Raw genomic sequence first — 19,790 nt, forward strand, 5'->3', positions numbered from 1 at the left:
CCACGCCGATGAGAACGCGGTGCATCCGAGTCAGCTGGATTGGCGCGGCCACGCGTACTCCCCTCCCCTTGCGTCATGTTGCGCGCAACAGGGTGGCACATGTGTGCGGCGCACGTGTTGCCGGTCCGTCAGCTCTTCTGGGCGGTCGCCTTCGGCGAGGCCGTGGCGGCGGCCTGGGAGGCGGACGCCGAGGGGGACGCCGACGGGGACCCCGACGGCGACTTCGAGGCGCCGGCGGACGTGGACGGGGCGGGCGTGGCGCCGGTGCCCGTGCCCGAACCGCCGCCCGTGCCCTCGCCGTTGGCCGACCGGACCGAGGCGACCGCCTCCTTGGCCGCCTTCTCCGCCGCCTTGGTGAGGGTGTCCGCGCTGGGCGTCTTCTCGCCGGCCAGGCCCGCGCCGTTGTAGTCGAGGATGACGACGACGTTCTCCACGCGCGCGACGACCGTCTGCTGCTTGAAGGCGCCTTCCTTCTTCTTCAGGTCGTAGCGCACACTGGTCGCCTCGTCGCCCGCGCCGGTCAGCGGCTGCGTCTTGGTGTTGGTCGCGCCCGCGACCGCCTGGGCGTCCTGGACCTGCTTGGTGTAGTACTGCTGCGCCTGCTGGTCGCCGGATCCCGTCGTCGCGTCGGACTCGAAGCGCAGCAGGGAGACGTTCAGCCAGCGGAACTGCGAGCCCTTCACGCCGTTGTTCTGGAGGCTGGACCAGGAGCAGGAGCCGCGCGTCGCGGTGTCGCCGGACGTGCCCGCCTTGCCCTTCGTCCCCTTCGGCACCAGGTCGGTCAGCGTCTTCTTCGACAGCACCGCGCACGGCTCCGGCAGCGTCTTGTACGCCGCCGCCTGGACGGTGGGCGTGGCGCTCGGGGAGGTGCTCGTGGTGACGCCGGCGTTCTCCTGGGCGCCCGTGCCGGCGCCGTCGTCGGAGCCGGAGCCGGAGTCGGAGGAGCAGCCGGCGGCGATCAGCATCACGGGGAGTGCGGCCGCGGCGACGAGGACCCGGCTCAGGCCTCGGGTACGCTCCGTGCGCTCGGCACGCTGGTCACGCTGGTCGTCTCGCTGGGCTCGTCGCTGCATGGTTCCTTCACTCATGACGCTCGTGGTTCCTGCGGTCGGATCGGGTCCGAGGGGCCACGGTACGCGGTGAAGAAGCTGTGTGGTTCCGGTTCCGGCGCTTCGCGCGCGGCCGGCGGCCGGGGCCGAACGGGCCTCAGCCGGCGAGGGAGTCGGCGAGCTGGGAGGCCAGTTTCCGGGCCCTGTCCTGCATTTCCTTGCTGTCCGGAACGGTGCCGATCGTCGTCGGCTGCTCCTCGTACTGGACGGTCACGATGACGTTGGACGTGCGGAACGCCACAGTCACCGTGCGCTGTTTGGCCGTCGAGCCGGAGCTGCTGAGGGTGTCGTCGATGAACGCCTCGTCGCCCAGGTCGTCGAGGAGACGGGGCTGGAGGTCGGCGGGGGCGGTGGAAGCGGAGGGGGAGCCGGAGGAGCCGGTAGAACCGGCAGAACCGGAAGAGCCGGAGGAATTGGGGGAATCGGGGGAATCGGACAGGGCGGCGGAGGGGGACGCCAGGGCGCTGACGCCGGTGCCGGGGGTCGGGGTGGCGCTCGGCGTGGAGGTCGTCTGGGAGGCGGTGGGCGCCGGGAGGTCGGCCGCGGTCACCTTCTGCGCGAACAGCTCCTCCGCCTCGCTGTCGTCGCTGACCGCGTTGTCGTACGACACCACGCGTTCGAAGTCGACGGAGAGGTGGTCGGTGGCGTCGGCCGACTGCACCTGCCAACGGCAGCCCGCCTTGCGGTCGGTGTCGTACGTGAGGGTCGCCTCGCCCGCGTAGGCGGCCTCGCGCTGGGTCTCGTCGGTGATCTGCGCGATGCCGGGCAGGAGGGAGTCGAGGGTGGAGCGGCTGACCGCCCCGCAGGCCTGCGGGAGGCTGTCGTACCGGCCGGGCTGGGCGGCGGCGGTCGCGGTGCCGGACCCGCCGGGGTTGGAGTTGTCCGACGCTTCGCCGTCGGCGGAGCTTCCGGTGCAGCCGGCCAGCAGGGCCGCGAGGAGTGCGGCGACGCCGGGTACGTACGCCTTCCGCTGCACGGTCGGCTCCTCTCGACGGTCACGTCGTGGGTGACAAGGGTGACGGGTGTGACTCGTGGGGGCAGGTGGTGGCTCGCCCGTCCAGTGTCCCCGCTGGTTATTCGCTTGCCGGTCGGGGGCGGCCCCGGCAGACAATGTGTATCGCACGCACCACCGTGGATGCCGGTCCGTCGTCCCATTCGTCGACCTTGGCGCCGGTTTTGCGATTCAAGACTTCTGTTGTGTTTCCGGGGGAATGAGGACGACATGTCGTACGTGGAGATGCCGGGCGCGAAGGTGCCGATCCGGCTGTGGACCGATCCTGCGACGGTGGAGGAGGGCGCGCTCCAGCAGCTGCGCAACGTCGCGACGCTGCCGTGGATCAAGGGGCTGGCCGTGATGCCGGACGTCCACTACGGCAAGGGCGCGACGGTCGGGTCGGTCATCGCGATGCGGGGCGCGGTGTGCCCGGCAGCGGTGGGTGTGGACATCGGCTGCGGGATGTCGGCGGTGAAGACCTCGCTGACGGTGAACGACCTGCCCGGCGACCTGTCCCGGCTGCGGTCGAAGATCGAGCAGGCCATTCCGGTGGGCCGGGGGATGCACGACGACCCCGTCGACCCGACGCGGCTGTACGGCTTCGCGGCCACGGGCTGGGAGGACTTCTGGCAGCGGTTCGACGGCGTGGCCGAAGCGGTCAAGTTCCGTCACGACCGGGCGGAGAAGCAGATGGGAACGCTGGGTTCCGGTAACCATTTCGTCGAAGTGTGCACGGACACGACCGGTTCCGTCTGGCTGATGCTGCACTCCGGTTCCCGCAACATCGGCAAGGAACTGGCCGAGTTCCACATCGGCGTGGCCCAGAAGCTGCCGCACAACCAGAACCTGATCGACCGTGACCTGGCCGTCTTCATCGCGGACACCCCGCAGATGGCGGCCTACCGAAACGACCTGTTCTGGGCGCAGGAGTACGCGAAGTACAACCGCACGATCATGATGGCGCTCCTGAAGGACGTCATCCGCAAGGAGTTCAAGAAGGCCAGGCCGACCTTCGAGCCGGAGATCAGCGCCCACCACAACTACGTGGCCGAGGAGCGCTACGACGGGATGGACCTGCTCGTCACCCGCAAGGGCGCGATCCGGGCCGGCTCCGGCGAGTACGGGATCATCCCCGGGTCCATGGGCACGGGTTCGTACATCGTGAAGGGCCTCGGCAACGAGAAGGCCTTCAACTCGGCGTCGCACGGCGCGGGCCGGCGGATGAGCCGCAACGCGGCCAAGCGCCGCTTCTCGACCAAGGACCTGGAGGAGCAGACGCGGGGCGTGGAGTGCCGCAAGGACTCCGGTGTGGTGGACGAGATCCCGAGCGCGTACAAGCCGATCGAGCAGGTCATCGATCAGCAGCGGGACCTCGTCGAGGTGGTGGCGAAGCTGAAGCAGGTCGTCTGTGTGAAGGGCTGAGGCCTTGCCGACGTGAAGGGCCCGGACCGTGCTCGAGTTCCAGCGGTCCGGGCACTTCACGCTGTCCGGCGGCTACGGCACGAGGTGTGCCGGGCCGACGCGGCCCGCCGCGCAGTCCAGGGTGATGGTCTCGGCGCGCAGGAGCCGTTCGAAGGCCGCCTCACCGCAGCCGATGGCCGCCGGTATGCCGAACTCCGCGCACCGGATCGTCATGTGCGAGGCGGCCCCGCCGTACTTGGTGACCAGACCCGCGATGTCGTGCGAGAAGAGCCACTCGTAGCCGGGGTCGGCGTTCTCCGCGAGGACGACCCGCCCGGCCAGAGCCCGCACGGACGGCTGTTCCGGCAGCCCCGAGACGGCGACCGCGGGTGCGGTCGTACGGCGCGAGGTCACGAAGTTCGGCAGCCGGACCTGGCTCTCGATGACCTCCACGTCCCGCAGACCGGTGATCACGTCGGGCAGATGGATCCGCGCCTGGAGCGCGTGGTGCTCCCGGTTGTGCTCGGCGAGCAGGCGCAGCCGGTCGATGTCCGCCCCGGTCAGCTCGCGGTTGGCCTGGCCGAGCAGGTCCTCGACCGAGAGGAAGGACAGGTCGTCCCGGCTGAGGCCGTGCCGCGCCCCGAACTCCGCGAGGAAGTCCAGCGCGTGGCTGAGGTTCTTGGTGAACTCGAACTTGTACCGCTCGCGCAGCACCCGGGTCTCCCGGACGAAGTCCAGCAGGACGTCCGCGCCGAAGTCGAAGCCGAACTCGTCCAGCTTGGCCTGGATCGCCTTCTTCGCCGCCTCCGGCAGGACGTACGGGGCACCGCCGGCCGCGGTCTCCCGGTGGGTGCGCCGGGCGGCCAGGTAGCGGTCGGGGGCGTCCCGGTACGACGGCACCGTGATGTCGTAGGTGCCGGGCCGCAGGTGGCCGTAGCGGGCGAGGAAGTCCTCCCGGGGCAGGGCGCCGCGCTGATGGCGGTCGAGGTCCGCGGTGAACTCGGTGGACACCGTCTCGACGGTGGTGAGGAACCCGTCGTGCTCCTCCCGGGAGATCACGCCGGTGGCGAGCAGGGACCGCCAGAACGCGGTGGCGATGAACGCGCCGCGCACCACCACCGAGAAGGGCAGCGTGCCGTAGGCCGCGCCGTCGTCGAGCAGGGTCTCCGCGACCAGCAGCGGATGCTCGTCCCCGGCCGCCGCCAGGGTGCGCTCCCGGCGGGCGGTGAGTGCCACGATGCGGCACCGCATCTCCTCGAACTGGCCGTCTCCACCGCGCACCACACGGGTCGTCAGCCGCCTCAGGCAGTCGCGCAGCCGGTCGATCTCGCCCTGGTCGAAGCCCGCCTCGGCCATCCGCCGCTCGTGCTCGGGGAAGTCGAACGCGAGGGAGGTGGCGCAGATGTCGAACTCCGCCTTGTCGTGCAGTTCGGGGAACGCGCGCAGCCGGTCCAGGTAGTGGTCGATCAGCTTGTGCGAGAGCTCCGGCCCCAGGTCGGCGGGGAGATAGGAGTTGAAGTCGTTGCGGATGTCCACGTAGGGGTGGCCGCCCAGGGTCACCATGAGGTGGTGGGGTGCCGGGTCGTGGTAGCCGAGCCTGCGGCGGGCCTCGCGCCAGACGTCCTTCATCACCAGCCGGCGATACAGGGACACCGCGAGCGGCCGGGGGCGGGTGCCGATGATCTCGGCCGGGTTCCAGTCGGTCATGTCGCTGTACGCGGTGCGGGAGCCGTACACCCCGGTCCGGGGGCGGTCCCGGTCCCGGATCACCGCCTTGACGCCGTCCAGGGCGGCGCGCACGTAGGCGTCCGCCGCCGCGTGCGCCGGGCCCGCGGCGACCAGGGGGCGGACCTGGAACACATGGACCCGGCCGCCGCTGACGGCGAACTCCATGTCGAGGTCGTCCTCGCCGGTGAGGTCCATGACCTCCCGCAGGGTGGCGACGACGGCGTCGAGCGGCGCGTCGAGCGAGGCGGGGTCCGCGCCGTGGTGGACGCGGACCACGCGCTGGGTGTCGCCCGCGCCCGCGGTGACCGTGTCGGTGCGGCCGCCCTCGTCGTAGTTGACGACCAGGTAAGGGCCCGAACTCTGGAGTTCGCGGGAGAGCACCACGCCGCTCATGGTCACGTCCCGCAGCATGGGCTGGACGAGGATCTCGAACCCGCCGAGGTCCGTCCCGTCCTCGGGCGGCTTCCGCTCGTAGGCGCGGACGACGGCGTCCACGGCGTCCGCCACCGCCCGGGGGTCGTCCGTCACCACGTCCAGGACGCTGTCGTACACACCGGCCGCGGAGTCCGTGGCGGTGTCCTCGCACGCGGCGCTGGAGCGGACCACGGTGCGCCGCCCGGCGTAGCGGGACTGTATCCGGCGCACGCAGCCGTCCCGGTCGGCGGCCCATTCGGCGACCGTGAGCGTCAGCTGGTCGAGCACTGTCGCGGTGGTCAGACGGGGGCGGAGCCGGTCCAGGGTCTGGGCCTTCGTCCCGAGCGGCACCCGGGGCGTGGGGGAGGTCATGCGCATCGTTCCTGTTCGGTCGAGTACGGCAACTGCCGGACGGTCCTCGGCGTCGCGGGGGCCAGCCGGACCAGGACCTCGGTGTTGATCGTGCCCGCGGCGTCGGCCCACTCCTGGACGCCGAGCCGCTGACCGGGCCGGTCGCCGAGCAGGACCACCTCGTCGCCGGTCGCGGCGCGCGGGACCCGGGTGACGTCCACGTTGAGGTGGCCCATGCCGACCTGGCCCACGACGGGGACGCGGACGCCGCCGACGAGGACCCGGCCCCGGCCGCCCAGGGCCTTGGGCAGCCCGTCGGCGAAACCGACCGGGACGGTCGCGACGACGGCCGGACGGGCGGGTGTCCAGGAGGCGCCGTAGCCGACGGGTGTGCCGGCCGGCACCTGCCGCAGTTGCTCGATCCGTGAGGTCATCGACAGCACCGGGCGGAACTCCGGCAGGTCGGGCAGGAGGGCGGGGCTGTGGGAGGGCCCCAGCCCGTAGAGCAGGATGCCCGGCCGGACCATCTCCATGGCGGTCCGGCGGTGCAGCCCGGCGGCGATGCCGGGACTGGCCAGCACATGGCGCGCGGGCCGCCGCCCGAGCAGCGCGGTGGCCGCCCGGCAGGCCACGTCGAAGCGCGCCAGCTGCTCGTCGACCAGCTCCGGCGCGGTGCCCGACAGATGGGTGCACAGCCCTTCGACGACCAGGTCGTCCAGCGCGGTGATCCGGGCGAGGGCGTCGGTGTCCGCCGGGTCCAGGCCGTAGCGGCACAGGCCGGTGTCGAACTCCAGGTGCACCCGGGCCGGGCGCCCCAGCGCGGTGGCCGCCCGGCTCAGCGCCCGGGCCTGGGACTCGGCGTACACCGTCTGCCGGACGCCCGAGCGGATCAGGCCGGGCAGGTCGGCGGCGGCGACATGGCCCAGAACCAGCACCGGTACGTCGATCCCGGCCTCGCGCAGCCGGAACGCCTCCTCGGCGTGGGCGACGGCCAGGTGCCCGACACCGTGCCGGACGAGCAGCCGGGAGAACGGCACCAGACCGTGGCCGTAGGCGTCGGCCTTGACCACGCCCATCAGGACGGTGTCGGGGCCGACGAGCCGGCGTACGGCGGCGAGGTTGCTGACGACGGCGGCCTCGCTGAGCTCCACTGACAGACGGTTCACGGGTCCCACCACCGTCAGCGTCCGGCGGCGAGCGCGACGGGCGGGTGCTGCGGGGCGTCCGGCAGGGACGCCCGCACCAGCTCCTTGAACAGGGTCCCGCGCCGGCGGTGGTCGGTGAACATGTCCTTGCTGTTGGCGCCCGGGCTGAACAGGACCGCCTGGCCCGGGAGCGCGGTGCGCCGGGCGAGCGCGAGGGCCTCTTGCAGGGAGTCGGCGGGCGTGACGTCGGTGTAGCCGTGCAGGCGCGCGGCCTCGGTGATCCGGGGCGCGGTCTCCCCGATGGTGATCACATGGGCGGCGCGGCCGGTGAGTGCCGCCGCCAGGCCGTCGAAGTCGGCGTCCTTGTCGTCCTTGCCGCCGGTGATGAGCACCACCGGCCGGTCGGGGAAGGACTCGACGGCGTGCAGCACCGACCAGGGGTTGGTCGCCTTGGAGTCGTTGTAGTACTCCACGCCGTCCAGCGTCGCCACGTACTCGACCACGTGCTCGCGGCCCGTGTACTCGGCGATCATCGTGTCCATCGCCTCCTGTCCCACGTCCCACAGCAGCCCGACGGCGAGGGTGGCGAGGATGTTGGGGGTGGCGGACCTGACGCGCAGCTCGCCCAGGCGGGCCAGGGTGCGGCGGTGCGAGCCGGTCCTGGCGGTGATGCGGTCCCCGGAGAGGAACACGCCGTCGACTCCCTCGGGGAGTTCGCCGCGCGTGCTGAAGTACAGCACCCGGCCGGGGGTGGTGGCGGCGATGCGCCGGCATATCTCGTCGTCGTGGTTGGCGACGGTGTTCTGGAGGGTGGTGTGGTGCCGGACGACGCGCGACTTCAGCTCGACGTAGTGCTCCCAGGTGTAGAGGTTCATGTGCTCGGCCCGCACGTTGGTGAGCACGCTGGTCAGGGGCCGGAACCGGTGGCAGTTCTCCAGCTGGCCGGCGCTGACCTCGATGACGGCCACCGAGTCGGCCGTCAGGTCCGGCAGGACGGAGGTGAACGGCAGGCCGATGTTGCCGGCGACCTGGGTGTCCCGGCCGGCGGCCCGCATGAGGTTCCCGATCAGGGTGGTCGTGGTCGACTTCCCGTTGGTGCCGGTGATGGCGATGACCGGACTCGGGCACAGCTCGTATGCCAGTTCGATCTCGCTCCAGATCGGGATGGACAGCGTCCGCGCGGAGGTGAGCACCGGCAGGTCGTCGAGCACGCCCGGGCTGCGCACGATCAGGTCGAAGCCGGCCGCGTCCGGCGGCTGCGTGCCGAGGACGTAGGTGATCGGGTGCCCGGGCAGTGCGGCCAGCCGGGCCAGTGGCGCGGTGAGTTCGTCGGCGTTCCGGGTGTCGGTGACGGTCACCCGCGCACCCTGCGCGGCACAGCGCGAGGCCGCGCTCTCCCCGCTGGCTCCCAGGCCGATGACCAGGATGTTTGCATGGTTGAGCAGCACGTACAGCCCCCGTGGTGGTTTCCGGCCCGCCCCGGACCGCAAGGGTCGGGGCGGGGCCGCCGGAGCCGGCCCCGGCGCCCGGTGCTCGGGCGGGGCGCGGCTCGGTCGGTGAAGTGGATGCGGATTCGCTCGGCCGGCCCGTTACCGGGCGGCCAGTTCCTCGCTGAGCTCGCGCACGGTCTCCATGTCCTCGAAGTGGATCGTGCGGTCGGCGAGGATCTGGTAGTTCTCGCTGCCCTTGCCGGCCACGAGCACGGTGTCCCCCTCGCGCGCGGCCAGCAGCGCCGCGCGGATCGCCTCGCGGCGGTCGCTGATCCGCTCGAAGGGGGTGCCCGTCGCGGTGATGCCGGGCACGATGTCGTCGAGGATCTTCTCCGGGTCCTCGCTGCGCGGGTTGTCCGACGTCAGCACGCACAGGTCCGAGTACCGTCCGGCGATCTCCCCCATGGGCGCGCGTTTGGTCGCGTCCCGGTCGCCGCCGCAGCCGAAGACGGTGATGACCCGGCCGGTGGTGAAGTCCCGGATCGTGGACAGGACGTTGTCCAGCGCGTCCGGCGAGTGCGCGTAGTCGACGATCACCGGCACCCCGGCGGGCGTCCGGTAGCTCTCGAACCGGCCCGGCGTGGGCGGCAGTTCGGCGAGCGCGGCGACGGCGTCCTCCAGCGAGTGGCCGAGGCTGTGGCAGATCGCGAGGGTGGCGAGCGCGTTGAGCGCGGCGAACCGGCCGGGCATCGGGATCGTCACGGGCAGCGCGCGTCCCTCGTGGCGCAGCGTGAACCGGGTGCCCGCAGCGTCCACCACGAGGTCGTCGCCGTGGAAGTCCGCCTCGGCGTCCTCCAGGGCGAAGGTGGTGACGGCCCCCGGCATCAGGGCGGCGATCTCCGCGCTCACCGGGTCGTCGGAGTTGACCACGGCCCGCCGGCACAGACCCTTGAACAGGGTGAGCTTGGCGTTCTTGTAGTTCTCCATCGTGCCGTGGTCGTCCAGGTGGTCCTGGCTGAAGTTGGTGAACACACCGACGTCCACGAAGCAGTGGTCCACGCGGTGCAGGTGCAGCGCCATGGACGAGGCCTCCAGGACCACGGCGGAGGCCCCCCGGTCGCGCATGTGCCCCAGCAGGTACTGGAGGTCGATGGCCTCCGGCGTGGTCGGGGTGGTCTTCTCCAGCGCGATGGGCTCCTCGCCGATCCGGTTGCCCGCGGTGCCGATCACGCCGACGGTCGCCTTCGCCGACTGCCGCAGGACCGCCTCCAGCATGAACGCCACGGAGGTCTTCCCGTTGGTGCCGGTGATGGCCACCATGTCCATCGCCCGGCCCGGCTCGCCGAAGTACCGGGAGGCCACGACCGGGGAGGCGGCCCGGGTGTCGGCCACCCGCACCACACAGACGTCCTCCGGTACGTCCTCCACCTCGTGGTCGACCAGGACGGCCGCCGCGCCGCGGGCCGCCGCCTGGGTGACGAACCGGTGTCCGTCCACGCTGAAGCCGCGGACCGCGACGAACAACGCCCCTTCGGTCACCTTCCGGGAGTCGTAGGCGACACCTCCGCCGATCTCGGTCCCGGTGTCGCCCTGGATGACCTCGTGGTCGTATCCGTCCAGCAGTTCACTCAGCTTCACAGTCACTCCTCGCCGCTGTTCGCGGCATCGCGCATTCGGATGGGCGGTCATGTTCCCGCCCGTCACGTCTCTTCTGCCAGCCACGCCTCGCCGAGCGACCCGATGTCACCGGGACCTATCGTCACCAGGACGTCACCGTCGCGCAGGGACGCGCTCGCGAGTTCCTTGATCGCGGCGGGCTCCTTTGTATAGCGCACGTCCCGGCCGGACTCGCGCATGGCGCGGACCAGGTCGAGGGAGCTGAGACCGTACGTCTCGGTGTCCCTGGCCCGGTAGATGTCGGTGACGACGACGGTCTCCCGGCCGGTGAAGCAGTCGGCGTACTGGTGCATGAAGTCCCGTACCCGGGTGAAGGAGTTCGGGCGCAGCACCACCAGGCTGCGGCCGCCGGGGGCGGAGCCGCGGATGGCCTGCATCGTCGCCGCGATCTCGTTGGGGTGGCAGGCGATGTCGTCGAAGACGCGCACCCCGTTGCGGGTGCCCTTGTACTCGACGCGCCGCGGTGCCCCGCCGAACCGTTCGAGGCCGGCGCGCATCCGGTCCAGGGTCAGGCCCGCCTGGTGGCCGGCGGCCACGGCGGCGAGCACGTTGGCGACGTTGTGCCGGCCGAGCAGTCGCGGTGCCAGCTCGCCCAGTTCCTCGCCCCGGTAGGTGACCGTGAACCGGGGCCGTCCGTCGTGCCAGGTGAGCGCCTCGGCGCGGTAGTCGGCGTCGGCGGCGGTGCCGAAGGAGACCCGGGTGCGGCCCTCGCCCACGGTCAGGTCGCGGGCCCGCGGGCAGTCGGCGGACACGATCAGGACACCGCCGGGGCGGACGCGGTGCGTGAAGTCCCGGAAGGCGGCCAGGACGTCGTCGAGTCCGGTGAAGTAGTCGCTGTGCTCCGCCTCGATGTTCAGCACCACCGCGATGCGCGGGCTGAGGCGCAGGAAGTTGCGGTGGTACTCGCAGGCCTCGGCGACGAAGTGGTCGCCGTGGCCCAGGCGGTAGTTGCCGCCCTCGGGCGTCACCCGGGTGCCGAGGGAGGCGGCCGGGTCCAGGCCCGCGGCGGTGAGGGCCTCGACGGTCAGGGAGGTCGTGGTGGTCTTGCCGTGGGTGCCGGCGACGGCGATGCCGGTGGTGTGGCGGTCCATGATCCCGGCCAGGACGTCCGCCCGGTCCACCACCGTGAGGCCGCGTCGACGGGCCTCGGCCAGCTCGGGGTTGTCCGGGGCGATCCCCGGGGTGGTGACCACCACGCGGGTGTCCTCGCCGAGGTTCGTGGCGCGGTGTCCCACGGTGACGGGAACTCCGCAGGCGCGCACCACCTGGAGGTTGGCGCTCTCCTCGCGGTCCGAGCCGGAGACCCGGTGGCCGAGCCGGTGCAGCATCACGGCCAGGCCGCTCATGCTGGATCCGCCGACGCCGATGAAATGGATGGGTTGTTCCGCGGAGACAGGACGTATGTCCATGGTGATGTGCAATACCCCCGTATCGCACCGGAGTCGCCACGCCGGGCGAGCGGCTCCGGTTGAATGTGAGCTGTCCGTCCGGTGAAGTCCCGGACGACAGGATCAAGATCATTGGCTCGTGACGATAGGGTTTGGCTGTGCTCCGTGCAACCGCAAACAGCCCTCGCCGCAGACCGGTTACGGGAGCGGGACACCCGGGGGCAGGGCCCTCGACGCTCGTGACCGAAACCGCACGGCGGTGACATAGTCATGACACTCGGCTCGATGGCGCGGCACATCGAAGAGCTGCTGGCGTCCGGTGTCGAACGGCGCCTCTTCCCCGGCGCGGTGTGGGCCGTCGGCGACGCCCGGGAGGTCACCTCCCAGGGGGCGTGCGGAGTGCTGGACCCTTGCGGGGACGCCGAGTTCGCGCGTCCGATGACCGTGGACACGGTCTTCGACCTGGCCAGCATCACCAAGATCCTCGCCGCCTGGAGCTGCGTGGGAGTCCTCGTCGAGGACCGGCGGATCGGCCTGGACGACCCGCTCACCGCGTACTGGCCGGAACTCGGCGGTCACCCGCTCGGCGAGGCGACGGTCCGCCACCTCCTCACGCACACGGCGGGTTTGCCGTTGCGTGCAAATCTGCGCCCGCTGTACGGACCGGAGCGCGCGGCCATCGAGCGTGGCGTCCTGCACGAGGGGCTGCGCCATCCGCCGGGCGACGCCGTGCAGTACACCGACCGCGCGGCGCTGATCCTCGGCTTCCTCGTCGAGCGGGTCACCGGAGCCCCGCTGGACCGGTACTGCCGCGAACAGGTCTGGGAGCCGCTCGGCATGCGGGACACACGCTTCGGCCCGCACCCCGCGGCGTACGCGGCGCGCTGCGCGCCCACCGAATGGGACGAGGAGACGGGCTCCCGGGTGCGCGGCTCCGTCCACGACTTCTCCGCCCGCGCCCTCGGCGGCGCCTGCGGGGCCGCGGGCGTCTTCTCGACCGCCGCCGACCTGGGCCGGTTCCTGCGGTACGTCCTCGACCCGACGGGGGCGGCCCCGGCCGGCCCGGCCTTCGGCGGCGAGTGGGTGCGCGCCTCGCTGCGCGTCCACACCGACGGTCTGGAGCCGCACTGGGGGCTGTTGTGGTTCCCGCCCCTGAACGTCACCCCCGCCGAGGACCTCTGGGTGCACTACGGCTTCACCGGCACCGCGATGTGGGTGTCCCCCAAGCGGGGGCAGTGGGCCGTCCTCCTCACCAACAAGATCTACTACTCCCGGGACCGGGAGCCGCTGATGGAGGTCAGGGACCGCTTCCAGGAGATCGTCTTCGGCTGCTGAGGCCGGGCGGACCGCCGCTCAGCTGCCGTGCTTCACCGCGTAGATCATCACGAACGCGATGATGTGGATGCCGAAGAGGAAGTACGCCAGGAAGTACCAGACCTGGCGTTCGTTCCTCGTCTCCTGCGCGAGGCGGCGCTGCTCCGCCGCCCTCTCCCGCTCCGACGGCTGTGGGGGTGGTGCCCCGTCCGGCATCACAGCTCCCGGTGGATCCGGGTGTTGGACGCCTGCGCGCGCGGGCGCAGGACCAGCAGGTCGACGTTGACGTGGCTGGGGCGGGTGACCGCCCAGGTGATCGTGTCGGCGACGTCGTCGGCGGTGAGGGGCTCGGCGACGCCCTCGTAGACCTTCTCCGCCCTCTCCTGGTCGCCGCCGAAGCGGGTGAGGGCGAACTCCTCGGTCTTGACCATGCCGGGCGCGATCTCGATGACGCGGACCGGCTGCCCGACGATCTCCAGGCGGAGCGTCTCGGCGAGGACGTGCGCACCGTGCTTGGCGGCGACATAGCCCGCGCCGCCCTCGTAGGTGCTGTGGCCCGCGGTGGAGGACACGACCACGACCGTGCCGTCGCCGCTCGCGACCAGCTTGGGCAGCAGGGCCTGGGTGAGGTTGAGCGTGCCGATGACGTTCGTCTCGTACATCGTCCGCCAGTCGGCGGGGTCGCCGGTGGCGACCGGATCGGCGCCGAGCGCGCCGCCCGCGTTGTTGACCAGCACGCCGACCGTCTTGAACGCCGTCGCGAACTCGTCGACGGCCGCCCGGTCGGTGACGTCCAGCCGGTACGCGGTGGCCTCACCGCCCGCCGCGACGATCTCCTCGGCCAGTGCCTCGATCCGGTCCTCGCGGCGGGCGGTGAGGACCACGCGGTAGCCGGCTGCGGCGAGCTGTCGGGCGGTGGCGGCGCCGATGCCGCTGCTCGCACCGGTGACGACGGCGATGCGGGACGCGGCGGACGGTGCGGCGGTGGCCATGAGGGCTGCTCCTCGAACGGGACGGCGGGGTCGAAAGCCTGCCCGGACAGGATAGGGGGACGGCCTTCCGCGGCGGCCGGTGATCCCGCTCCGCGGGCGCCCGGGCGGGGCCCGGTGGGAGAATGGGGTGGGTGGTCCTCCCGCGCGGAAGGTGGATCCATGGGACAGGCACGTGAGGTCATGGACCGGCTCACCGAGGCGCTCACCACGAAGCCGGACCTCAAGGTCGTCGCCGAGCTGTACGCGGAGGACGCGGTCGCCCTCACCCCGGACGCCGGGGAGATCCACGGCCGCGACAACATCGTCGAGTACTGGCGGCAGATGACGGAAGCGGTGCCCGAGGCCAGGTTCGAGTCGGTGTACGCCTACGAGTCCGGGGACACGGCCATCGACGAGGGCGTCTTCAGCGGACGGAACACCGGTCCGCTCCAGCTGCCCGACGGGCAGTCGCTGCCGGCGACGCAGAAGGAGATCAGGATCCGCGGGGTGGACCTGGCGACCGTGCGGGACGGACGGATCGTCAGCTACCGGCTGTACTTCGACCAGATGGACTTCCTGGACCAGCTCGGGCTGCTGGTGGAGGAGCCGGCCTGAGCGGGCGCCCCGGACGCCCCCTCACCGCCCTCGCGGGGCCCACATGATCACGGCCATGCCCGCGAGGCGGATCAGCGCGCCGTTGACGTCCCATCGGTCGGCGCGGTAGCCGTCGGCGACCATGCCCCAGACCAGCGAACGGCCTCGCCGTCGGCGGGGTGGGGCGTCGTACGATCTGCGGACGGGCCGACGAAGGGGTGTGCGGGTGATGGCCGGGGACGTGCGGGGGCGGTTGATGGGCGAGCTGGCCACCGTGTCGCGGCGGTACGTGGCGGCGTTCGCGCTGTTCAACCAGGCCGTCGCCGACCGGCTCGGGCTGCATCCCACCGATCTCCAGTGCCTGAACCTGTTGTCGCTGGAGCGGGAGCCGGTGACGACGGGCCGGGTCGCGCAGCTGACGGGGCTGACCACCGGGTCCGCGACCCGGCTGGTGGACCGGCTGGAGAAGGCCGGATACGTGGTGCGGCAGCGGGACGTCGTCGACCGGCGGCGGGTGCTGGTGGCGACGGTGCCGGAGCGGATCGCCGAGTTCGGGCGGACCTGGGAGCGGCTGGGCGGTGACTGGAGCCCGCTGTTCGCCGATCTGGACGACGCCGAGATCGCCGTGATCGTGGAGCACATGCGGCGGACGGTGGAGTTCAGCGGGGAGCAGGTAGGGCGGTTGCGGGGAGGGCTGGTCTAGGGCATGGGGGAGGTCCGGGAGGCCGACATACCGGTCGCGGGGGCGGGCGCGGCCCCCGCGTCGGGCGGGCGCGGTCTGCCGCGGCACTGGCCGTTGCTGCTTGTGGCGGCCGCCGTGCTGCCGGGGGTGCTGCTCGTGCTGCTGGGGCGGTCGCTCGAGGAGCCGGCCGTGCAGGCGTGGCGGACGGTGTGCCTGGCCGTGATCGTTCAGGCGCTGCCCTTCCTGCTGCTGGGCACGGCCCTGTCGGGGGCGATCAACGCGTTCGTGCCGGTGAGCGTCTTCAACCGGCTGCTGCCGAAACGGCCCGTGCTCGCGGTGCCGGTCGCGGGGGCGGCGGGGGTCGTGCTGCCGGGCTGTGAGTGCGCGTCGGTGCCGGTGGCGAACAGCCTGATCGGACGGGGCGTCACCCCGGCCGCCGCGTTCGCGTTCCTGCTGTCGGCGCCGGCGGTGAACCCGGTGGTGCTGACCGCCACGGCCATCGCGTTTCCCGGCAGCCCGGAGATGGTCGTGGCCCGGCTGCTGGCCTCGCTGGCGGCGGCGGCCGTGATGGGCTGGCTGTGGCTCTGGCTGGGCCGCGAGGAGTGGCTGCGGCCCGCCGTACGGCACACCGGGCACCGGCCCGGGCACAGCCGCTGGACGGAGTTCCGGCAGGGGTTCCAGCACGACTTCCTGCACGCGGGCGGGTTCCTGGTGGTCGGGGCGATGGCGGCGGCGACGTTCAACGTGGCGGTGCCGCGGTCCGTGGTGGAGGCGTTCGCGGATTCGCCGTGGCTGTCGGTGCTGTTCCTGGCGGCGCTGGCGATCGTGCTCGCGGTGTGCTCGGAGGCCGACGCGTTCGTGGCGGCCTCGCTGACCGGGTTCTCGCCGGTCGCGCGACTGACGTTCATGGTGGTGGGGCCGATGGTCGACGTGAAGCTGTTCGCGCTCCAGGCGGGCACGTTCGGCCGGGCCTTCGCGGTGCGGTTCTCCGCCGCCACGGCCGTCGTCGCGGTGGTGTGCGCCGTGCTGGTGGGAGGGGTGCTGCTGTGAAGCGGTTCGCGCAGGCGGTGTTGCTGGTGCTGAGCGGGCTGGGGGTGCTGCACGCCACCCTCGTCACCGACCTGTACCTGAGGTACGTCAAGGAGGGGATGCGGCCCCTGCTGATCGGGTCCGGGGTGCTGCTGGTCGCGCTGGGGGTGGCGGAGGCGCTGTCCCGCCGGAAGGCCCCGGCCGGGGACGGCCACGGCCACGGCCATGACCATTCCGGTGTCCCCAAGGTCGCCTGGCTGCTGTTCCTGCCCGCGCTGAGCCTGCTCTTCCACGCCCCGCCCGCGCTCGGCTCGTACACCGCCTCGCGTGTCGCGCCGAAGGCCGTGGCCGTCGTCGACCAGGACGACTTCGACCCGCTGCCCGCGACCTCGCCGCTGCCGATCACGCTCCGGGACTTCACCCAGCGCGTCCAGCAGGACACCGGGCGGGCCATCGAGGGGCGGACGGTCCGGATGACCGGGTTCGTCACGCCCGTCGGCGGGGGCGACGGCTGGTATCTGACGCGGATCATGGTGTCGTGCTGCGCGGCGGACGCGCAGTCGGTGAAGGTGCGGGTGTACGGCGTCCGGGCCCCGGCCGCGGACACCTGGGTGGCGGTGACGGGTGTCTGGCACCCGGGCGGCACCCTGGGGACGTCGTCGGCGGAGGTGGCGCTGGACGTACGGACCGTGGAGAAGGTGGAGCGGCCGTCCAACAGCTACACGGACGCGCTGCCGCTGGGCGAGTAGGTGCGGGCGCCGCGCGGGCCTGAGGGCGGCCGGCCCCGTGGGGGCGTGGTGGGTGGTCGGTGCCGCGCGGGCCTGGTGGGCGGCCGGTGTCGTGAGGTGCTTGTGGGGGTCAGCGTCGGGTGGGTCTGGTGGGTGCGTACGCCGTCGGGGGTACGCCCACCGTCGCCTTGAAGTCCCGTACCAGGTGGGCCTGGTCGGCGTATCCCAGTTCCGCCGCCAGCGTCGCCCAGTCGACGTCGGCCGACGCCTCCGCCCGCTCCAGCGCCTCGTGGATGCGGTACCGCAGGATCACCCACTTCGGGCCGACGCCCACGTACCCGGCGAAGAGACGTTGCAGCAGGCGTACGGAGACGCCCTCGGCGCGGGCGAGGTCGGTGACGCGGCGGATCGTGCGGTCGGTGCGGATGCGGTCGGCCAGGGCCATCGCCCGGTCGGCCTGGGGGTCGGGGTGTGGACCGAGGCCGAGGAGGAAGGCGTCGAGGGCGGCCACGCCGGCGTCCTCGCCGTCGGGTGAGTCGTCGGGGGAGAGGACCGGCGTCGGGTCGGTGCCGGCGAGGCGGACGCGGCGGCCGGTCCACTCCGTCACCGGGCGGTCGGGGAAGAAGGGGCGGAAGCCGCCCGGCCGGAACTGGATCCCGCGGACCCGGCCCCTGCCCTCCAGTTTCTGGGTGAACAGGCCGAGGCCGATCCCGGCGATCTCGGCGAAGGGCGCCCCGCTCACGTCGCCCGCCGCGCTCGTGTACCGCTGGAAGACGATGTTCACCGAGGGGTGCGGGACGACGTGGGAGGCGTACGGCTGGTCCAGGTCCCAGTCGATCAGCCAGTAGTGCTCCAGGTAGGGGCGCAGCGGCGGGGCCGGTTCACGACGGCGGAAGCGGACGCGCGCGAAGAGCTCCGCGGCGTCGACGATGCCGCGGGTGTCACGGCGTGGGGCGGCCATGGAGGGATCGTAGAAGGGGGGACCGACAACGGGCGGAATACGGCGGCGGGGGTGACCGTTGGACCGCTATAGTTGAACGGTAAACAACATTGGAGGGTGAGCGGCCATGCAGTTCGGGATCTTCACGGTCGGTGACGTCACGCCGGACCCCACCACGGGGCGTACGCCGACCGAGCGCGAGCGGATCAAGGCCATGGTCGCCATCGCGCTGAAGGCGGAGGAGGTCGGACTCGACGTCTTCGCGACCGGTGAGCACCACAACCCGCCGTTCGTGCCCTCGTCCCCGACCACGATGCTCGGCTACGTCGCCGCGCGGACCGAGAGGCTGATCCTCTCCACCTCGACCACCCTCATCACCACCAACGACCCGGTGAAGATCGCCGAGGACTACGCGATGCTCCAGCACCTGGCCGACGGGCGCGTCGACCTGATGATGGGACGCGGCAACACCGGCCCGGTCTACCCGTGGTTCGGGCAGGACATCCGGCAGGGCATCAACCTCGCCATCGAGAACTACGCCCTGCTGCACCGGCTGTGGCGCGAGGACGTCGTCGACTGGGAGGGCACCTTCCGCACGCCGCTCCAGGGCTTCACCTCGACGCCCCGCCCGCTGGACGGCGTCCCGCCGTTCGTCTGGCACGGCTCCATCCGCTCCCCGGAGATCGCCGAGCAGGCCGCGTACTACGGCGACGGCTTCTTCCACAACAACATCTTCTGGCCGGCCGACCACACCAAGCGGATGGTCGAGCTGTACCGCAGCCGGTACGCCCACTACGGGCACGGCACGCCCGAGCAGGCGATCGTCGGCCTCGGCGGCCAGGTGTTCATGCGCAGGAACTCCCAGGACGCGGTGCGCGAGTTCCGGCCGTACTTCGACAACGCGCCCGTCTACGGGCACGGCCCCTCGCTGGAGGACTTCACCGAGCAGACCCCGCTGACCGTCGGCTCCCCGCAGCAGGTCATCGAGAAGACCCTGTCCTTCCGCGAGTACGCCGGCGACTACCAGCGCCAGCTGTTCCTGATGGACCACGCGGGCCTGCCGCTGAAGACCGTCCTGGAGCAGCTCGACATGCTTGGCGAGGAGGTCGTGCCGGTGCTGCGCGAGGAGTTCGCCAAGGGCCGCCCGGCAGACGTGCCGGAGGCACCGACCCACGCGTCCCTGCTCACCACCGCCCGGAAGGAGACCGTCGCATGAGGCTCGTCGTCGTCTCGGCGGGGCTGAGCGTCCCGTCGTCCACCCGGCTGCTGGCCGACCGGCTGGCGACCGCCGTCGACCGGCAGACCCCTGTGGACGTAGAGGATGTCGAGGTCGTGGAGCTGCGCGACCTCGCCGTCGAGATCGCCCACCACTTCACCAACGGGTTCCCCGGGCGCGAGCTGGCCGCCGCGCTGGACGCGGTGACGGCGGCGGACGGGCTGATCGTCGTCACACCCGTGTTCTCGGCGTCGTACAGCGGGCTGTTCAAGTCGTTCTTCGACGTGCTGGAGAAGGACGCGCTGACGGGCAAGCCGGTGCTGATCGCGGCGACCGGCGGCAGCGCCCGGCACTCGCTCGTGCTGGAGCACGCGCTGCGGCCCCTCTTCGCCCACCTGAGGGCCGTCGTCGTACCGACCGCGGTGTACGCCGCCTCCGAGGACTGGGGCGCACCGGGACTGCCGGAGCGGATCGAGCGGGCGGCGGGGGAGCTGGCGGGCCTGATGAACGGGCTGTCGGCGGCGAGGCCGGACCGGGCGGGCCTCGAGGTGGTGCCGTTCGAGGAACGGCTCGCCGCGTTGCGCACCTGACCGCCGCCCCGTCCGGCGATCGAGGACGAGGCCGCCGAAGGCCGACAGACGTGCCGGGGCGCAGCCCCCGGCACGCCGGTGCGAGAGTG

Annotated in this window: 18 protein-coding genes and 1 pseudogene; 8 read left to right on the forward strand and 11 right to left on the reverse strand. The window is 72.1% G+C overall.

Annotated features, from left to right (window positions below; all coding sequences use genetic code 11):
- Positions 1–128: 128 nt before the first annotated feature.
- Both ALMP_RS30995 and ALMP_RS31000 read right to left on the reverse strand, forming a co-directional pair.
- Positions 129–1,088 carry a DUF3558 domain-containing protein gene (locus tag ALMP_RS30995; RefSeq protein WP_264934425.1) on the reverse strand — a complete coding sequence of 320 codons (960 nt, stop codon included), beginning with the start codon at positions 1,086–1,088 and terminating at the stop codon, positions 129–131.
- Positions 1,089–1,206: 118 nt separating this feature from the next.
- A complete protein-coding gene (locus ALMP_RS31000) occupies positions 1,207–2,085 on the reverse strand; it encodes a DUF3558 domain-containing protein (protein WP_264934427.1) in 879 nt (292 codons plus the stop codon).
- 246 nt (positions 2,086–2,331) lie between these two features.
- On the opposite strand from ALMP_RS31000, the gene ALMP_RS31005 reads away from it, so the two are divergent.
- Entirely contained in the window at positions 2,332–3,525 is a 1,194-nt protein-coding gene (locus tag ALMP_RS31005; protein ID WP_264934429.1) for an RtcB family protein, read from the forward strand.
- A 72-nt stretch (positions 3,526–3,597) separates the two neighbouring features.
- Here ALMP_RS31005 and ALMP_RS31010 read toward each other — a convergent pair whose 3' ends face one another.
- The 5 genes from ALMP_RS31010 to murC form a co-directional block, all read right to left on the reverse strand.
- The gene (locus ALMP_RS31010) at positions 3,598–6,018 is read right to left on the reverse strand and encodes a PEP-utilizing enzyme (RefSeq protein ID WP_264934430.1); all 2,421 of its coding nucleotides are present in this window, start codon (positions 6,016–6,018) and stop codon (positions 3,598–3,600) included.
- Positions 6,015–7,163, reverse strand: a complete 1,149-nt coding sequence (alr, locus tag ALMP_RS31015) for an alanine racemase (protein ID WP_264934432.1) — start codon at positions 7,161–7,163, stop codon at positions 6,015–6,017. The genes ALMP_RS31010 and alr overlap by 4 nt, the downstream gene beginning before the upstream one ends.
- Positions 7,164–7,177: 14 nt before the next feature.
- Positions 7,178–8,590 (reverse strand): UDP-N-acetylmuramoyl-L-alanine--D-glutamate ligase, encoded by a 1,413-nt coding sequence (gene murD, locus ALMP_RS31020; RefSeq protein ID WP_264934440.1) that lies wholly within the window; start codon positions 8,588–8,590, stop codon positions 7,178–7,180.
- Between the two features lie 141 nt (positions 8,591–8,731).
- Positions 8,732–10,210, reverse strand: coding sequence for a UDP-N-acetylmuramoyl-L-alanyl-D-glutamate--2,6-diaminopimelate ligase (locus ALMP_RS31025; RefSeq protein ID WP_264934442.1), 1,479 nt, complete (start codon positions 10,208–10,210; stop codon positions 8,732–8,734).
- A 62-nt stretch (positions 10,211–10,272) separates the two neighbouring features.
- Entirely contained in the window at positions 10,273–11,658 is a 1,386-nt protein-coding gene (gene murC / locus ALMP_RS31030) for a UDP-N-acetylmuramate--L-alanine ligase (RefSeq protein ID WP_264934444.1), read from the reverse strand.
- 264 nt (positions 11,659–11,922) lie between these two features.
- Here murC and ALMP_RS31035 point away from each other — a divergent pair, with 264 nt between their 5' ends.
- The gene (locus ALMP_RS31035) at positions 11,923–12,972 is read left to right on the forward strand and encodes a serine hydrolase (protein ID WP_264934446.1); all 1,050 of its coding nucleotides are present in this window, start codon (positions 11,923–11,925) and stop codon (positions 12,970–12,972) included.
- A gap of 18 nt (positions 12,973–12,990) precedes the next feature.
- Here the strand turns inward: ALMP_RS31035 and ALMP_RS31040 are convergent, their stop codons facing one another.
- Positions 12,991–13,167 carry a hypothetical protein gene (locus ALMP_RS31040; protein ID WP_264934448.1) on the reverse strand — a complete coding sequence of 59 codons (177 nt, stop codon included), beginning with the start codon at positions 13,165–13,167 and terminating at the stop codon, positions 12,991–12,993.
- Positions 13,167–13,943, reverse strand: coding sequence for an SDR family NAD(P)-dependent oxidoreductase (locus ALMP_RS31045; protein ID WP_264934450.1), 777 nt, complete (start codon positions 13,941–13,943; stop codon positions 13,167–13,169). The genes ALMP_RS31040 and ALMP_RS31045 overlap by 1 nt, the downstream gene beginning before the upstream one ends.
- Before the next feature lie 159 nt (positions 13,944–14,102).
- On the opposite strand from ALMP_RS31045, the gene ALMP_RS31050 reads away from it, so the two are divergent.
- A complete protein-coding gene (locus tag ALMP_RS31050; RefSeq protein ID WP_264934452.1) occupies positions 14,103–14,537 on the forward strand; it encodes an ester cyclase in 435 nt (144 codons plus the stop codon).
- Positions 14,538–14,558: 21 nt separating this feature from the next.
- Here the strand turns inward: ALMP_RS31050 and ALMP_RS31055 are convergent.
- Positions 14,559–14,675: pseudogene (locus tag ALMP_RS31055) on the reverse strand (hypothetical protein); the annotation flags it as partial.
- Between the two features lie 70 nt (positions 14,676–14,745).
- Here ALMP_RS31055 and ALMP_RS31060 point away from each other — a divergent pair.
- Genes ALMP_RS31060 through ALMP_RS31070 form a run of 3 tightly spaced genes read left to right on the forward strand, consistent with a single transcriptional unit; the run spans position 14,746 to position 16,976 of the window.
- Positions 14,746–15,219 carry a MarR family winged helix-turn-helix transcriptional regulator gene (locus ALMP_RS31060; RefSeq protein WP_264934454.1) on the forward strand — a complete coding sequence of 158 codons (474 nt, stop codon included), beginning with the start codon at positions 14,746–14,748 and terminating at the stop codon, positions 15,217–15,219.
- Between the two features lie 3 nt (positions 15,220–15,222).
- Positions 15,223–16,248, forward strand: a complete 1,026-nt coding sequence (locus ALMP_RS31065; protein WP_264934456.1) for a permease — start codon at positions 15,223–15,225, stop codon at positions 16,246–16,248.
- A complete protein-coding gene (locus ALMP_RS31070; RefSeq protein ID WP_264934458.1) occupies positions 16,245–16,976 on the forward strand; it encodes a TIGR03943 family putative permease subunit in 732 nt (243 codons plus the stop codon). The genes ALMP_RS31065 and ALMP_RS31070 overlap by 4 nt, the downstream gene beginning before the upstream one ends.
- A 109-nt stretch (positions 16,977–17,085) precedes the next feature.
- On the opposite strand, the gene ALMP_RS31075 is transcribed toward ALMP_RS31070, so the two are convergent.
- Complete coding sequence (locus ALMP_RS31075) at positions 17,086–17,916, reverse strand: helix-turn-helix domain-containing protein (protein ID WP_264934460.1); 831 nt, start codon at positions 17,914–17,916, stop codon at positions 17,086–17,088.
- A gap of 106 nt (positions 17,917–18,022) precedes the next feature.
- Between ALMP_RS31075 and ALMP_RS31080 the strand changes: the two genes are divergently transcribed.
- Together ALMP_RS31080 and ALMP_RS31085 are read left to right on the forward strand one after the other, a co-directional pair.
- Complete coding sequence (locus ALMP_RS31080) at positions 18,023–19,111, forward strand: LLM class flavin-dependent oxidoreductase (protein ID WP_264934462.1); 1,089 nt, start codon at positions 18,023–18,025, stop codon at positions 19,109–19,111.
- The gene (locus ALMP_RS31085) at positions 19,108–19,701 is read left to right on the forward strand and encodes a CE1759 family FMN reductase (RefSeq protein ID WP_264934464.1); all 594 of its coding nucleotides are present in this window, start codon (positions 19,108–19,110) and stop codon (positions 19,699–19,701) included. The genes ALMP_RS31080 and ALMP_RS31085 overlap by 4 nt, the downstream gene beginning before the upstream one ends.
- Positions 19,702–19,790 lie beyond the last annotated feature (89 nt).

Source organism: Streptomyces sp. A012304, assembly GCF_026008495.1.
Taxonomy (GTDB): Bacteria; Actinomycetota; Actinomycetes; order Streptomycetales; family Streptomycetaceae; genus Streptomyces.